General features: G+C 59.3%; 14 protein-coding genes. 4 read left to right on the plus strand and 10 right to left on the minus strand.

From position 1 onward, the window contains the following. Positions 1–74 precede the first annotated feature (74 nt). The 3 genes from HU718_RS16235 to tpx form a co-directional block, all read right to left on the minus strand. Positions 75–3,176, minus strand: coding sequence for an MdtB/MuxB family multidrug efflux RND transporter permease subunit (locus HU718_RS16235; RefSeq protein WP_186615516.1), 3,102 nt, complete (start codon positions 3,174–3,176; stop codon positions 75–77). Next, entirely contained in the window at positions 3,173–4,480 is a 1,308-nt protein-coding gene (locus HU718_RS16240; RefSeq protein WP_186615518.1) for an MdtA/MuxA family multidrug efflux RND transporter periplasmic adaptor subunit, read from the minus strand. The genes HU718_RS16235 and HU718_RS16240 overlap by 4 nt, the downstream gene beginning before the upstream one ends. A gap of 175 nt (positions 4,481–4,655) precedes the next feature. Continuing rightward, positions 4,656–5,156 carry a thiol peroxidase gene (gene tpx, locus HU718_RS16245; RefSeq protein WP_093432986.1) on the minus strand — a complete coding sequence of 167 codons (501 nt, stop codon included), beginning with the start codon at positions 5,154–5,156 and terminating at the stop codon, positions 4,656–4,658. A 336-nt stretch (positions 5,157–5,492) separates the two neighbouring features. On the opposite strand from tpx, the gene HU718_RS16250 reads away from it, so the two are divergent. Beyond that, positions 5,493–5,918: a YciI family protein gene (locus HU718_RS16250; RefSeq protein WP_122597854.1), complete on the plus strand. Its 426-nt coding sequence runs from the start codon at positions 5,493–5,495 to the stop codon at positions 5,916–5,918. A 259-nt stretch (positions 5,919–6,177) separates the two neighbouring features. Here HU718_RS16250 and HU718_RS16255 read toward each other — a convergent pair whose 3' ends face one another. The 5 genes from HU718_RS16255 to HU718_RS16275 form a co-directional block, all read right to left on the minus strand. After that, complete coding sequence (locus tag HU718_RS16255; protein ID WP_186615520.1) at positions 6,178–6,546, minus strand: DUF6124 family protein; 369 nt, start codon at positions 6,544–6,546, stop codon at positions 6,178–6,180. Between the two features lie 658 nt (positions 6,547–7,204). Then, complete coding sequence (locus HU718_RS16260; protein ID WP_016987523.1) at positions 7,205–7,882, minus strand: DUF3313 domain-containing protein; 678 nt, start codon at positions 7,880–7,882, stop codon at positions 7,205–7,207. Positions 7,883–8,493: 611 nt separating this feature from the next. Continuing rightward, positions 8,494–9,468: a hypothetical protein gene (locus tag HU718_RS16265; protein ID WP_186615522.1), complete on the minus strand. Its 975-nt coding sequence runs from the start codon at positions 9,466–9,468 to the stop codon at positions 8,494–8,496. 208 nt (positions 9,469–9,676) lie between these two features. After that, complete coding sequence (locus HU718_RS16270; RefSeq protein WP_150708943.1) at positions 9,677–10,156, minus strand: DUF934 domain-containing protein; 480 nt, start codon at positions 10,154–10,156, stop codon at positions 9,677–9,679. Then, entirely contained in the window at positions 10,153–11,826 is a 1,674-nt protein-coding gene (locus HU718_RS16275) for a nitrite/sulfite reductase (RefSeq protein WP_186615524.1), read from the minus strand. Before HU718_RS16275 ends, HU718_RS16270 begins: the two co-directional genes overlap by 4 nt. A 285-nt stretch (positions 11,827–12,111) precedes the next feature. Here HU718_RS16275 and ccoN point away from each other — a divergent pair, with 285 nt between their 5' ends. Both ccoN and HU718_RS16285 read left to right on the plus strand, forming a co-directional pair. After that, positions 12,112–13,539 carry a cytochrome-c oxidase, cbb3-type subunit I gene (gene ccoN, locus HU718_RS16280; protein WP_186615526.1) on the plus strand — a complete coding sequence of 476 codons (1,428 nt, stop codon included), beginning with the start codon at positions 12,112–12,114 and terminating at the stop codon, positions 13,537–13,539. Between the two features lie 18 nt (positions 13,540–13,557). Further along, positions 13,558–13,776 (plus strand): CcoQ/FixQ family Cbb3-type cytochrome c oxidase assembly chaperone, encoded by a 219-nt coding sequence (locus tag HU718_RS16285; RefSeq protein WP_102898951.1) that lies wholly within the window; start codon positions 13,558–13,560, stop codon positions 13,774–13,776. Positions 13,777–13,968: 192 nt separating this feature from the next. Here the strand turns inward: HU718_RS16285 and HU718_RS16290 are convergent, their stop codons facing one another. Next, positions 13,969–14,460 (minus strand): hypothetical protein, encoded by a 492-nt coding sequence (locus HU718_RS16290; protein WP_186615528.1) that lies wholly within the window; start codon positions 14,458–14,460, stop codon positions 13,969–13,971. Between the two features lie 212 nt (positions 14,461–14,672). On the opposite strand from HU718_RS16290, the gene HU718_RS16295 reads away from it, so the two are divergent. Continuing rightward, a complete protein-coding gene (locus tag HU718_RS16295; RefSeq protein WP_186615530.1) occupies positions 14,673–15,365 on the plus strand; it encodes an aspartate/glutamate racemase family protein in 693 nt (230 codons plus the stop codon). A gap of 1 nt (position 15,366) precedes the next feature. Here the strand turns inward: HU718_RS16295 and HU718_RS16300 are convergent, their stop codons facing one another. Beyond that, entirely contained in the window at positions 15,367–15,885 is a 519-nt protein-coding gene (locus HU718_RS16300) for a GNAT family N-acetyltransferase (RefSeq protein ID WP_102898954.1), read from the minus strand. Positions 15,886–15,995: the final 110 nt, after the last annotated feature.

Genomic DNA, 15,995 nt, shown 5'->3' on the forward strand with positions numbered 1-15,995 from the left:
CAAGCTGCAAGCTAGAAACATGCACAGGATCTGCTTTTTTCTTGCAGCTTGTAGCTCGAAGCTTGCAGCTGCTTTCATACCGAGACCTCTTCGGCATCAGCATTGGTCTTGCCAAAGCGTCGCCCGAGGCGGTCGAAATACAGGTAGATCACCGGCGTGGTGAACAGCGTCAGCACCTGACTCACCAGCAGACCGCCGACCATCACCAGACCCAGCGGCTGACGCAGTTCAGCCCCGGAACCGGTGGCCAGCATCAGCGGTACCGCACCAAACAGTGCCGCCAGCGTGGTCATCAAAATCGGTCGGAAGCGCAACAGCGCCGCCTGATAAATCGCCTGCTCCGGCGCCATGCCCTGAGTGCGTTCAGCATCGAGGGCGAAGTCGATCATCATGATCGCGTTCTTTTTCACGATACCGATCAGCAGGATGATGCCGATGATCGCGATCATGCCCAGGTCATTGCCACTGAGCAGCAGCGCCAGCAAAGCGCCGACCGCCGCCGACGGCAAGGTCGAGAGAATGGTGATCGGGTGAATGTAGCTTTCGTACAACACGCCGAGCACGATGTACATGGTCACCACCGCCGCCAGAATCAGCAGCAAGGTGCTCGACAACGAGGCCTGGAAGGCTTCGGCTGCACCCTGGAACTGGGTCTGCACGCCGACCGGCATGCCGATGTCCTTCTGCACCTGCTCAATGACGTCGACCGCATGCCCCAGCGCTACACCTGGCGCCAGGTTGAACGACATCATCACCGCCGGGAACTGGCCGATATGGGTGATCGCCAGTTGCGCCTGACGTTCCTCGACATGGGCCAGACTCGACAGGCGTACCTGTGCGCCGTCAGTAGTCTTCACATGAATCTGGTCCAGCGCCTGCGGGCCGATCTTCTCCCCGGCCTGGGCTTGCAGCACCACGCGGTACTGGCTGGCCTGGGTGTAAATGGTCGAGATCTGCCGCTGGCCGAACGCGTCGTACAGCGCATCGGTGATGTTCGCCACCGAGACGCCAAGGCGTGAGGCGGCATCGCGGTCGATCACCAGATAGACCTGCAAGCCCTTGTCCTGCAAATCACTGGCAACGTCGGTCAGTTCCGGACGCTGTGCCAACGCTTCGACCAGACGGCCGCTCCACTGGCTGAGCAGTTCGGAGTCCGGCGAAGACATGCTGAACTGGTACTGGGTACGGCTGACACGGTCTTCGATAGTCAGGTCCTGCACCGGCTGCATAAACAGGCGAATGCCGACCAGTTTGTCCAGTTGCGGTTGCAGGCGCGCAATCACTTCAGTGGCGCTCAGATCGCGATCGCCATGGGGCTTGAGGTTGATCAGCAAGCGCCCGCTGTTGAGCGTGGCGTTATCGCCGTCGACGCCGATGTAGGACGACAGGCTCTGCACCGCCGGATCTTCAAGAATGATTTTCGCCAATTCCTGTTGGCGTTCACCCATTGCCGCGAAGGAAATCGACTGCGGCGCCTCGGAAATACCCTGAATGACCCCGGTGTCCTGCACCGGGAAGAAGCCCTTCGGCACGACCATATAGAGGAACACGGTCAACGCCAGTGTGCCGATAGCCACCAGCAAGGTCAGTGGCTGGTGCTTGAGTACCCAGCGCAGCATCCGACCGTATTCGGCAATCATCCAGTCAATCACCGCACCACTGGCGCGGTAGAAACGGCCCTGCTCATGTGCTTCCGGCTCACGCTTGAGCAAACGCGCGCACATCATCGGCGTTAGGGTCAGCGAGACCACCAGTGAAATCAGAATCGCCACGGCCAGAGTGATGGCGAACTCGCGGAACAAGCGCCCGACGACGTCGGCCATGAACAGCAGCGGAATCAGTACCGCGATCAGCGACAGGGTCAAGGAGATCAGGGTGAAGCCGATCTGCTTGGCGCCCTTGAGCGCGGCCTGCATCGGGCGGTCGCCTTCTTCGATGAAGCGCGAAATGTTCTCCAGCATGACGATCGCATCGTCGACCACAAAACCGGTGGCAATGGTCAGGGCCATCAGGGTCAGGTTGTTGACCGAGAACCCGGCCAGATACATCACGCCAAAGGTGCCGATCAGCGACAGCGGCACGGCCACCGATGGAATGATCGTGGCACTGGCGCGCCGCAGGAACAGGAAGGTCACCATCACCACCAAGGCGATGGCGATGAGCAATTCGTGTTGTACGTCGGTGACCGAAGCACGGATGGTTTGCGTGCGGTCGGTCAGCACCGTTACTTCGAGGCCGGCCGGCAGGTTATCGGTGATGCTCGGCAGCAGCGCCTTGATGCGGTCGACCACCTCGATCACGTTGGCACCCGGCTGCCGCTGGATGTTCAGCAACACGGCCTGATTCTGGTTGGCCCACGCAGCGAGGCGTTCGTTTTCGGCGCCATCGACGATTTCCGCCACGTCCTTGAGTCGCAACGGCGCACCGTTTTTGTAGGCGAGAATCAGGTTGGCGTAGTCCTCGGGCGAGGTCAGCTGGTCGTTGGCATCGAGCATCGACACCCGGGTCGGGCCGTCGAAGTTGCCTTTCGGCTGATTGACGTTGGAGGCGCCGATCAGGGTGCGCACGTCCGACAGGTTGAGGCTGTTGGCCGCCAACGCTTCCGGGTTGACCTTGATCCGCACGGCCTGACGCTGACCGCCGGCAATGCTGACCATGCCGACGCCGCTGATCTGGGCGATTTTCTGCGCCATGCGTGTATCGACCAGGTCATTGAGCTTGGGCAGCAGCATGGTTTTGGAAGTGATGGCCAGGGTCAATACCGGGGTGTCCGCCGGGTTGACCTTGTTGTACACCGGCGGTGCCGGCAAATCGGTCGGCAGCAGGTTGGTCGCGGCGTTGATCGCGGCTTGCACCTGCTGTTCGGCGACGTCCATGTTGATGTCGAGGCTGAAACGCAACGTCAGCACCGACGCACCGCCGGAACTGGTCGAGGCCATTTGCGTCAGGCCCGGCATCTGCCCGAACTGCCGCTCAAGCGGTGCAGTCACGGCACTGGTCATCACGTCCGGGCTGGCGCCGGGATACAGGGTCATGACGCGGATGGTCGGGTAATCGACCTGTGGCAGCGCCGACACCGGCAGCAAGCGGTAAGCGATCAGGCCGGCCAGAACAATGGCCAGCATGCTCAGGGTGGTGGCTACCGGTCGGAGGATGAACAGCCGCGAAATGTTCATGCGCCCTTCTTGGCCTTGTCGGTGACAGCAGTGTCAGTCGGGGTGGCAGCAGATTTGCCTTGCAGGTGTTCGGTCGGGGTGGTCGGCACTTGATTGCTGTCGTTGACCACTTCCACTTCACTGCCCTCCTTCAGACGGTCAGTACCTTCCAGCACCACGCGGTCGCCGGCAGCCAGGCCTTCGGTGACCACAGTATTTTCGCCATCACTGGCACCGATCTTCAGTTGGCGGATGGTGACTTTCTTGTCGCCGTCCAGCGCATAGACGAAGGTGCCGTTGGTGCCGAACTGGATGGCCGCTGACGGTGCCAGCACCACGCCTTTCAGTGTGTCAGCCAGCAAGTGAACGTTGACGAACTGGTTGGGGAACAGCGCCTGATCGCGGTTTTCGTAGCGGGCCTTGAACTTCAGGGTGCCGGTGGCGACGTCGATCTGGTTGTCGAGGCTTTGCAGCACGCCGGTGGCTTGCAGTTTGGTGTCGCCGCGATCCCACGCTTCAGCCGGCAGTTTGGCGCCACTGCGATAACGGGCGAGCACGGTTTCCAGGCTGTTTTCCGGCAAAGTGAAAGCGACGCTGATCGGTTGCGTCTGAGTGATCACCGCAAGGAACGTGGTGTCATTGGCGGTGACAAGGTTGCCGACGTCGACCTGACGCAAGCCGACACGGCCGGCAATCGGCGCGCGGATCTTGGTGAATTCGAGATTGAGCTTAGCATCGTTGACCGCGGCCTGATTGGTCTTGACCGTACCCAGATACTGGCCGACCAGTGCTTCGGCGGTGTCCAGCGTCTGTTTGGCGATGCTGTCCTCTTTGTACAGACCGCGATAACGCTCGACGTCAACCTGGGCGTTTTTCAGTTGTGCCTGATTCTGCAGCAAAGTGCCTTCGGCCTGCAGCAAGGCGTTCTGGTACGGACGTGGATCAATCTCGGCCAACAGGTCGCCGGCCTTGACCATCTGCCCTTCTTCGAAATTGATCTTGACCAGCTCGCCACCCACCCGGCTGCGCACATTGATGGTGTTGAGCGCCGTCACCGTACCCAGCGCCTTGTAATACAGCGGGAAGTCACCGGTAACCGCCGGCGCCACGCGCACCGGAATTGGCCCGGCGCCGCCACCGAAGCCCGGCCGCATCATCCCCGAACGCCCGGTGTGCCCGGCCGCAGCCTTGTCTGCGCCCTCTTTGTGGGCTGAACCGGTGGGCCAGAATTTCCAGCACAGGACGGCGATCACCAACAAGACCAGCAGGCTGATCAGCCAGCGACGGGAGTTACGAGGGGACGATTGCATGGAGTCATTAACCATTGGGCGCGTGGGCTTCTTTTACGGGAGGCTGAACGATAAGCACTGGTGGGGAAATAGCAAAGCAGCTTTACCGGCAATTTACCTTCAACTTACGTTTCAAGGTGTGAGGCAAAACACTGATACACAAATGAAAACGGCCTGGACAGGGCCAGGCCGTTAACAATTGTAAAAGCGCTTACTTGAGAACGGACAGCGCCGCTTCGTAGTTAGGCTCTTCTGCGATTTCCTTGACCAGTTCGCTGTGCAGGACGTTGTCGTTTTCGTCCAGCACCACAACGGCGCGAGCGGTCAGGCCTTTCAGCGGGCCGTCAGCGATGGCCACGCCGTAGTTCTCGATGAACTCGGCACCGCGCAGGGTCGACAGGTTTTGTACGTTTTCCAGACCTTCGGCGCCGCAGAACCGCGCTTGGGCGAACGGCAGGTCAGCCGAGATGCACAGCACCACGGTGTTGGCGATGTCGTTGGCCTGAGCGTTGAACTTGCGCACGGAAGTGGCGCAGGTCGGGGTGTCGACGCTTGGGAAGATGTTGAGGATTTTGCGCTTGCCGGCAAAGTCTTTCAGGGTGACGTCAGACAGATTGCCGGCAACCAGAGAAAAGGCTGGCGCCTTGGAACCGGCTTGTGGCAACTGGCCGTTGACTTGAACCGGATTGCCTTTAAGGGTGACTTGAGCCATGACTTGAGTCCTTCTGATGTTTTGATTGGAAAGCATGCAAGAGGCCGAAGTTAACCACGAAATGGTCCGACGACCTATGCCCTGTTTGGAAATTGTTGGGTGCCTGCGCGAAAAATTGTATACAAAACCAGCACAATTCCCATGTGGGAGCGAGCCTGCTCGCGAAGGCGCTGGATCAGTCAGCATAAATGTTGAATGTGACGACCTCTTCGCGAGCAGGCTCGCTCCCACATTGGATTCTGCGGTGTTACTGGTCTTTTATTCAGAGACCTTGTCGATTCACCGCTGGCTCGTTCGACTAGACAACGAATCCCCACAATCCACGGAGTAACCGCCATGCGCTTCATGATCCTTGTCAAAGCCAGCGCCGATTCGGAAGCCGGCATCATGCCCAGCGAAGAGCTGATCACCGCCATGGGCAACTTCAACGAAGAACTGGTCAAGGCTGGCATTCTCATCGACGCCGACGGCCTGCACCCGAGCAGCAAAGGCGCTCGCGTGCATTTCTCCGGTGACAAACGCACGGTCATCGACGGGCCGTTCATCGAGACCAAAGAACTGGTGGCGGGTTACTGGATCTGGGAAGTGAAATCGAAAGAAGAAGCCATCGAATGGGTCAAGCGCTGCCCCAATCCGATGCCCGGCGAGTCCGATATTGAAATTCGCCAGATATTCTCTGCCGAAGACTTCGGCGCTGAGTTCACCCCGGAAGCGCGTGCGCAAGAAGAACGCGTTCGCGAACAAGCCAAGAAAAACAGCTGAACCGGATATCACATGTAGGAGCTGCCGAAGGCTGCGATCTTTTGATTCTGTTCTTAAAACACAAGATCAAAAGATCGCAGCGTCGTTTCACTCGACAGCTAAAGAGTCGGTCAATCGGGCATAGAGCGGATCTTGATCGTTCCCACGCTCTGCGTGGGAATGCCTCAAGGGACGCTCCGCGTTCCAGCTTGCGAATTTGACGCAGAGCGTCAAGGGCTGCATTCCCACGCAGAGCGTGGGAACGATCATTCAACAGAGATCAGTTATTGAGTTCGACGTGATCCAGGGCTTGATTCACCGCGAGTTCCCCCAGCATTACGACTTGTGCGATGCCCAGTGCGGTCTTGCGCTGCGAGGTTTCCAGCGAGGCGGCGAAGTTCATCAGCATTTCACTGGCCGAGCCTAGGGTTTCGCTGGCGTTGGCTAGAAGAGATTCGGTGTTGTACCTGGGGTTGGCGAGGTACATGGGTTCCGGCTCGTTGACGCTGGACATGATGCCGGCGGCGGGATTGAGGTAGTAGTCGAGGGCGCGGTCGGCGGCTTCGTGGAGTTTTTTGCTGTCGACTGAGGCGTAGGGGGATGTGCTGTCGGCGTCTGATTCTGGGGGATTGGGTGTTGGTTTTTTCATGGTGGAACTCCACTGGAAAGTTGGAGCTGCCCCATTCGGTTTCCGGACGAAGAGGTGGCAGCTGTACGCAGGTTGGAAACCCGGGCAGCGGCGACCCGGTCGACCCGAAGGTCTCCCGCGCACAGCCGCCATAACGGAGTGCACACATTCGAAGTGCGCAAGGATACGTTATGAAAGGCGTGTACGCGCCACTAATACCCGTCGGGGTTTCCAGTCCCGGTCGCTGATTTGGCAGCGACGAACACAGGCTAGAGACCCGACGTCCGACGGACAACCTGAAAACCTTGTGGGAACGTTCCGCAAATTCCAAACAACGTTTAAACATCCCGAATTGAAATACGCATATGTAAGAGCTGCCGAAGGCTCGAACCACGATCGGACGATCGAAAATCACCGAGCGCTTCCAGCAGGACATTGTGCGCAGCACCTTGCAGGACGTCGGCATTGGCTCGGCCGCTTGGGTCAACTACCGTGCCGCGTTGGGATGGAGGGGATCCTTACCTTCGCTGGTTTACCGGGCAATGATGTAGCGCCTGAGCAAATGCCATCGCGGGCAAGCCCACTCCCACAGGGATCGATGTGAGTCAAAAATCGTATTCACAACGCCGAACCCTGTGGGAGCGGGCTTGCCCGCGATGGGGCCATCAACTGCGCTGAATTATTTGGACCCGGACTTCAGCTTGAGATACGACTGACGCAAGTCCGATGCCCAGCCATCGATCACCGGTTTGACGTCATTCGCCGTCATCGCCTGGGTGTCATTTTCCAACGGCTTGCCGGTGCCTTTGCGCACCACTTGCGCGACGACCTTGTTATTCGCGCCATCGAGGAACACCGCTTCGGTGGCCAGAGTGGTTTCCTGATCGCGGATACCGCTGGCGGTGCTGACCGCTGCGGCGACCAGAGCGATCGGAATCACCTCATACGCATGCAGGCCTTCGGTCTTGCTGCTCACGGCGGTGATCGCCGCACGCACCACAATCACGCCTGGGCCCGGGCCGGTGGCTAGCGGCAAGTCTTTACCGATCTCACGTTTGAGCGCCTGATCGTAGTAGGAGGTGATGCCATTGAGGGTTTGCTGGGAGATCTTCGCGGTCGGTTGCGGTTTCGGGTAGAGCTGGGTTGGCTCGATATAAACGCTGGTGAATTTCTTGATGTCGACCTTCGGATCGATCCAGCGCATGACCTCGGCACCGGACGGAGATTTGGCTTCCTTGAGCTGGCTGTAGTCTTTGAGAAAGCCTGAGTACTCTTTCGGGTCGACGGTTTTGCTGGAACAACCCACCATTGCGACGGTGGCAATGCACAGAGTGCCCATCATCACTGCTAGCTTCATGCTGTAACTCCTGTCAGAAGGCCGAAAACTTTGTCCGGGGGAATTACAGGTATAGCTAAAACCGCAGTAATTGCGTTGGCAAAGCACAATATTCACGCAAGGCTGCGCGGCGCATCACAAGCGTCATTTGAAAGACGTCGAGCATCCGGCAACGCTGCATTGAGCACTTGGCAATGCGTGAACTTCAAGAGTCGGCTGCACTGGAGCAAGTTGAGCCGGAACGCCCGCAGGTGCTTTTGCAGGGCTGGAAGCAGATGAACCAAGTGATTGGCTGGAGATTGTCTTCCCTCACCCTAGCCCTCTCCCAGAGGTAGAGGGGACCGAATGGGGGATATTCGAGAGATGCACCGACGTGAGCGATTGGCTTTGAATCCAAAATCGACTCGGTCTGTCACGTCGGTATCGCTCGCCAGACAACTCGGTCAGTCCCCCTCCCTCTGGGAAAGGGGACCGATTGGGGGAGATTCAAGAGATACACCGACGTGACCGATTGGCTTTGAATCCATAATCGACTGGGTCTTTCACGTCGGTGCAGGACGACAGACACCTCGGTCAGTCCCCTCTCCCTCCGGGAGAGGGTTAGGGTGAGGGGCTTTTCAGGGTTCACGCCATTACCAGGACGAAGTCTCACCACTACGCAAAGCCATCTCCCGCCGGCTGTTGATGTGCATCGCCTTGATCAACGACACCGTACCCACCAACAAAATCGCCGCGCCCAACAGGAAATCAATGTTGTACAGCTGAAAATCCCGCACCGGCCCGATCAGCAGCACCCGCACGATCGCGGCGCCCAGCAGCGTGGCAAGGAAGTCGATCCCCGGTTCGTTACGGTAAAACACCAGCAGCAACGGCAGACACAGCACCAACAGCAGCAGCAACACCACAACCTTGAACGAGCCTTTGCGCTCGACACTGAACGCACATTCGTGCGGCCCGTAAGCCTTGTAATCCTCGTCGCGGATCATCGAGGTTTTCTCGTTGATGTAGTCGACGCGGTTGTACTTCTGGATCGGCGTGAAGGTGTTGGACATCTCCATCAATGTGGTGATGTTCTTGAAGCGCAGATCAATGCGCTCGCTGCCCTTGAGGTAATAGAGCACCGGTTTGTAGCCGTAGCGATAGGTGTCGAACGGGAATTCGGTGACCTGACCCTGTACGCCGATCGGGCGCGGTTCAAGTTCGGCGTAGGCGCTTTTGTTGGTGGCCGACAGGTTGCGGCTCAGCGGCTGCACCTTGACCTGTTCAAGGAAGATCGGCGTGACGCCGTACGACCACTGCAACGGCTCCAGACGCAGGCGCAGTTCGTTGCGAGCGAGGTCGTAGCGGTTGAAGGTACGTTCCGAAACCACCAGCGAACCGCTGAGCATGAACTCGCCGCGCAGGTTATTGGTGACGCGCAAGGTCAGTTGGTCCTTGCCCAGCAACGCCGCTTCCGTGGACGGTGGCGTGCCGCACCACGCGGTGCTTTCGCCGACGCCGCCGAGCTGGCCGCCGCTGTTTTCCTTGAATACATAAAAGTAACTGGCCCACAGCGTCACCATTAACAGCGCCGCTGTGAGACCGAGGATTTTTTTGCCCGGACTCACTGATCAGACTCCCTTCTTCGGTTCCATCGTCCAGCCGAAAACCCGCTGGCGACGGCGACTCTACCAAAAGGCCAGCATCGACCCAAGGGAAAATGCCCAACGAGTGAGGGTTGTAGGGGTTTCCCCGGTGGTAAAAGCAAAGTCAAAAGATCGCAGCCTGCGGCAGCTCCTACACTGGAGCTGCCGCAGGCTGCGATCTTTTCAACCCTCAGCGCCGACGGAACAACGGGCGCGGTTCGATGACGGAGCGGCCGTAAAGCACGCTCATGCCGGCCAACCCTTTCAGCGCATCCTCAGCAGACTTGTCCTCACGCACCGCAAAACTGTCGAACCCGCACTGGCGCATATGGCTGAGCTGATCCCGCAACACATCGCCAATCGCGCGCAACTCCCCTGCCCAGCCGAACCGACTGCGCAGCAGATATGCCTGACTGTAGGCACGCCCGTCGCGAAAACTTGGAAAATCCAAAGCGATCAGCGGCAACGAACCCAACCACGGCACCAGGCTTTCAACCTCATCATCCGGGCCGAGCCACACCGCGTGAGTCGACGGCGATTCAAGCCAATGCATCAGCGGCAACATCAGCAATCCGTCCGGCCTTGGCATCGATGGCTCGCGCACCAGCGTCCATGGATCGTCCGTCACAATCCGCGCCACACCCTGCTCCAGTCGCAGCAGATTGTTCATGCCGACACCTCCAGCGTCTTCGGATAGACCCGTTCCTTGAACGGCTCCAGTCCGATCCGCGTGACGGTGTCGACAAACAGTTCCTCGTGCTCGCGATAGCGCACAAACGTGCCGATGATGCGCTCGATCACCTGTGGCACCTCGGCGGCGCTGAACGATGGGCCGATGACTTTACCCAGTGCGCTGTTTTTGCCCTGGGCGCCGCCGAGGGTGATCTGGTACCACTCGCTGCCGTTCTTATCGACGCCGAGGATGCCGATATTGCCGATGTGGTGGTGACCGCAGGCGTTCATGCAGCCAGAGATGTTCAGGCTGATATCGCCCAGATCGTGCAGGTAATCGAGGTTGTCGAAGCGTGCCTGAATCGCCTGGGCGATCGGGATCGATTTAGCGTTGGCCAACGCACAGAAATCGCCACCCGGGCAGGCAATGATGTCGGTGAGCAGGCCGACGTTGGCGCTGCCCAGATCGTGTTTGCACGCCAGCTGCCACAACGCATAGAGGTCGGTTTTCGGCACATCGGGCAAGACGATGTTCTGCTCGTGGGCAATACGAATCTCGCCGAAACCGAAACGTTGCGACCAATCGGCCACCGCGAGCATCTGCACGCCGGTGACATCCCCCGGCGGCGAGGCCATGCCCGGTTTGGTCGACAGCACCACGCTGGTGTAACCCGGCACCTTGTGCGGTTGCACATTGCGCGCGACCCAACGGGCGAACGCCGGGCTTTCGGCCAGGCGCGTGCCGAAGTCCAGATCAGTGTCGGCCAGGCTGTGATAGACCGGTGGCACGAAGGCACTGGCGACCCGTTGATATTCGGCGTCGGTCAACTGCGCCGGGCCGTCCTTGAGGTGCTGCCATTCCTCTTCGACTTCCTTGGCAAACGCCTCGATGCCCAATGCCTTGACTAGAATCTTGATCCGCGCCTTGTACTTGTTATCGCGCCGGCCATGACGGTTGTACACCCGCAAAACGGCCTCGACGTAAGACAGCAAATGCTGCCACGGCAAACCTTCGCGGATCTGCAAACCGAGGATCGGCGTACGGCCCAGACCTCCCCCGACGATCACTCGCAGGAGCATCTGCCCATCGCGGTCGGGGTAAAGGTACAGACCGATGTCGTGCATCATGATCGCCGCGCGATCCTGCTTCGCCGAACAGATGGCGATCTTGAATTTGCGTGGCAGAAAGAGGAATTCCGGGTTGATCGTCGACCACTGCCGCAGGATCTCGGCCAACGGGCGCGGGTCGATCAACTCGTCTGCCGCGACCCCGGCGAACGCCTCGGTGGTGATGTTGCGCACACAGTTGCCGGAGGTCTGGATCGCATGCATGTTGACCTGCGCCAGACGTTCGAGAATATCCGGCACGTCGCTCAGTTCGATCCAGTTGAACTGCATGTTCTGCCGCGTGGTGAAGTGGCCGTAACCGCGATCATAGTCGCTGGCGATGCTCGCCAGCGTGCGCATCTGCTTGGCGTTCAACGTGCCGTAGGGAATCGCCACGCGCAGCATGTAGGCGTGCTTTTGCATGTACAGGCCGTTTTGCAGGCGCAGCGGCAAAAACTCCTCTTCGCTCAGTTCCCCGGCCATGAAGCGCTCGACCTGATCGCGAAACTGCGCAACGCGCTCGAACACCAGCGCCCGGTCGTAATCATCGTATTGATACATGCACACCTCATCAGAATTGATCACGGATCAAAACTGTGGGAGCGAGCCTGCTCGCTCCCACAGGATTTTCCCAGACTATGGCCGAACGGCGCAGCACGTTACAGATTCACCTGAAGCGATAAAAACCATATCAGGGCGCGGCAGAACGCCGCAGTCAGCCCTTCAATCTGATCCGCACAAATCAAGGATTCCTGAGCCTGTTTTGTTTCTGACGGGGTTTCTACAGTGCAGCTCATGCCAGACCGGGTGGCCTGGCAAGACTTTGCAACCGTGGATGAACTGACCATGAGCACAGCAACAATCGGACAGGCTTATAACTACAAGGTCGTCCGCCAATTCGTCATCGCGACGATTTTCTGGGGTGTGGTGGGCATGGCAATGGGCGTTTTGATCGCCTCGCAACTGGTCTGGCCAGAGATGAACTTGGACCTGCCATGGACCACCTTCGGCCGACTGCGACCGCTGCACACCAGCCTGGTGATTTTCGGATTCGCCGGCAGCGCGCAATTCGCCGCCAGTTACTACGCGGTGCAACGCACCTGCCAGGTGCGGCTGTATTCAGACACACTCACCGCGTTCACCTTCTGGGGCTGGCAATCGGTGATTGTGATCATGCTGATCACTCTGCCGCTGGGCTACACCACCACCAAGGAATACGCCGAGATCGAATTCTCCGGCGCGGTGTGGATGGCCGTGGTCTGGGTCGCCTACGCCGTGGTGTTCTTCACCACCGTGGTGCAACGCAAGACCAAGCATATCTACGTCGGCAACTGGTTTTTCGGTGCGTTCATTCTGGTGATCGCCATGCTGCATGTGGTCAATCACCTGTCGATTCCGGTGGACTGGTTCAAGTCGTATCCGGTGTATTCCGGGGCTACCGATGCCATGGTGCAGTGGTGGTATGGGCACAACGCGGTGGGCTTTTTCCTCACCACCGGGTTCCTCGGGATGATGTATTACTTCGTGCCGAAGCAGGTCAATCGGCCGGTGTATTCGTATCGCTTGTCGATCGTGCATTTCTGGGCGCTGATCACCCTGTACATCTGGGCCGGCCCGCACCATTTGCACTACACCGCGCTGCCGGACTGGGCGCAGTCGCTGGGCATGGCCATGTCGCTGATCCTGCTCGCGCCGAGCTGGGGCGGGATGATCAACGGCATGATGACCTTGTCCGGCGCCTGGCATAAGTTGCGCACCGATCCGATCCTGCGCTTCCTCGTGCTGTCGCTGGCGTTCTACGGCATGTCGACGTTCGAAGGGCCGATGATGGCGATCAAAACCGTCAACGCCCTCTCCCACTACACCGACTGGACCATCGGCCACGTCCACGCCGGGGCGTTGGGCTGGGTGGCGATGATCACCTTCGGTGCGACTTATCACATGGTGCCCAAAGTGTTTGGCCGCGAGCAGATGTACAGCACGCCGCTGATCAACCTGCACTTCTGGCTGGCGACCATTGGCACCGTGCTGTACATCGCCTCGATGTGGGTCAACGGCATCACCCAGGGCCTGATGTGGCGGGCGATCAACGAGGACGGCACGCTGACCTATTCGTTTGTCGAAGCGCTGCAAGCCAGCCATCCGGGGTTCATCGTGCGCTTTGCTGGCGGGGTGTTTTTCCTCACGGGTATGTTGCTGATGGCTTACAACGTGTGGCGCACGGTGCGGGTCGCCGACGTCGCGCTGGCGCACCGCGAAGCGCAGATCGCCTGAGGCAGGGAGCCGAATGTGATGGATATTTTTTTCAATGTGTTGGGCGTGGTGTTTCTGTGGCTGGCGGTGGAGTATTGCTTGCGGCGGGAGACGGCGGACAGTCTGGATGAGGCGAGCATGGTGCCGTTTGCCGATGACCCGGAGGTGGCTCGGCGGGTTGAGCTGGCCACTGGCAAGACAGTGAAAGCGGTGGCGCCTGAAGTAGCGAAGCCGGGGTGGGTCAATCTCGATATGTGAGGTGTGTCTGGTGGGTTGCCCTCACCCTAGCCCTCTCCCAGAGGGAGAGGGAACTGACCGCGTGGTTTATGCGAACTACATCGACCTGAAATATCAAGTCGAACTCAAGTTTAGAACAGCACTCGGTCGGCTCCCTTTCCCCCCTCGCCCCCTTGGGGGAGAGGGCTGGGGTGAGGGGGTAAGCTCTTGATCTTAACCGCGATCCCGAGGGATCAGGCTCTGCAACTGCTGGGCGAGGAAGTTGGCATCAAAGGCAAACGTATCCGGATCCTTCAGCCCATTGGTCTTGCGCCACTGCCACTCACCATTCGCCAGTCCCACCAACGAAATGCTGCCATAACGCGCCGCCGTCAGCCCCATCACCGCAAGCGAAATCTGCCCCGCACTGCCCATCACATCCGGCACGAACTCCACCGGTTTTCCGGCAATCACAATGCTCAGTTTCTCAGTCTTGAAGGTCGAGGTTTCCACCGGTGTACTCGGCCCGAACGCGACGTACGCCTCGCGATTCACCTCCAGCAGATTCGGCGCCTGCACCGGTTCCAGCCATTGCTGAATATCGCCGAACAGCGCGGTAATCCGCGTGGCCCAGACCGCTGACTGTGTTTCGAACAGTTGCTTCTTGTGCGCTTCGCTCTCGGCGTAATGACGAAGCATCTCGCCCAATTGTTGTACGTCGTCCATAGCGGTGTACCTCGGAAAGGACCTGCAATACTCGATAGTGGCAGATACCAGCCCCGGCGTACGTTTAACCTGCACCCGCCCCGACAAAGCACCATGACACTTGCGTGAAAGATCAGCGGTACAGTCACTTGCTGCTGGCATCGAAGCATGAAGAAAAGGAAACTCCGGGCAGACCTGAACGCTCGACACTGCAATTTGCCTGAGGACATCCAATGCGCACCATCGGCCTGATCGGCGGCATGAGCTGGGAATCCAGCGCCGAATACTATCGACTCATCAATCAGCAAGTCCGTGATCGTCTCGGCCCGTTGCGTTCGGCGCAATTGCTGATGTACAGCGTCGACTTCGGCCCTGTCGAACAGGCCCAGCACGCCGGGCGCTGGGACGATGCGGCGGCAATTCTGGTGGATGCCGCGCGCAGGCTCGAAGCCGGCGGCGCCGAATGCGTGGTGCTGTGTACCAACACCATGCACAAGGTTGCCGAACAAATTCAGGCGGCGATCAGCATTCCGTTTCTGCACATTGCCGAACCGGCCGCGCAGGCTGCCCTGTCGATCGACGCACGCACGGTGGGATTGCTCGGTACGGCATTCACGATGGAACAGGACTTTCTCAAGCAACGCCTGGTCGCCAAGGGTTTGACCGTATTGGTGCCGGACGAAACAGAGCGCAAGGACGTGCACCGGATCATCTACGACGAACTCTGCGTCGGTGTGATCAGCGATCAGTCGCGAGAAATCTATCAGCGGGTGATCGAATCCCTCACCGCGCGTGGCGCGCAGGCGATCATCCTCGGTTGCACGGAAATCGGCCTGTTGCTCAAACCCGAACACAGCGCCCTGCCCCTGCTCGACACCACCGAACTGCATGCGCAGTCGGCGGTGGCGTTCGCCCTGGGCGACTGACTCAGGTTTTCGGACGACTGCGCAGACGGGCCATGCTCAAGGTGTCGACCCACTGCCCGTCGCGCACCGCGTAATCGCGAAACAGGCCTTCGTCCTCGAAACCGAATTTGCGGTAGAGCGCGATGGCGGCCTCGTTGTCGGCGTAAACCGAGAGTTCGACGCGGTGCAGGTTCATCCAGTTGTCGGCAACGTCGAGTGCCGCCGCCAACAGCTTCGAACCCACGCCTTTGCCCTGCCACGCCCCGGCGACTGCCATACCGACGCTGCCGGCGTGGCTGCGACGAATCCGCGAATAGTTTTCCAGCCCCAGATGGCCGATGACCTGGCCCTGATGCAGCGCGACCAGCTTCAACACCCGTTCATTTTCCGCCAGCAGCCGTTGGCGCCAGACGTCGACGGACTGAAACGGCATCTGCAACACCTGCCGGGTGACGGCCCGCTCGTTGTAGAGCGCAGTGACAGCCTCGAGGTGCGACTCGCTGAAGCGTTCGATGTGAATGGCGGCGTTGTGGTCGGGCATGGCGGATCCTTCCTGGATCGATGTGTGGCTGACCACTCTAAACCGCCAAACACGACATCAGCCATAGGTAAATACTTGTAGGAGTGAGCCTGCTCGCGATAGCGGTGTGT

Source organism: Pseudomonas tensinigenes (genome assembly GCF_014268445.2).
Lineage (GTDB): Bacteria > Pseudomonadota > Gammaproteobacteria > Pseudomonadales > Pseudomonadaceae > Aquipseudomonas > Aquipseudomonas tensinigenes.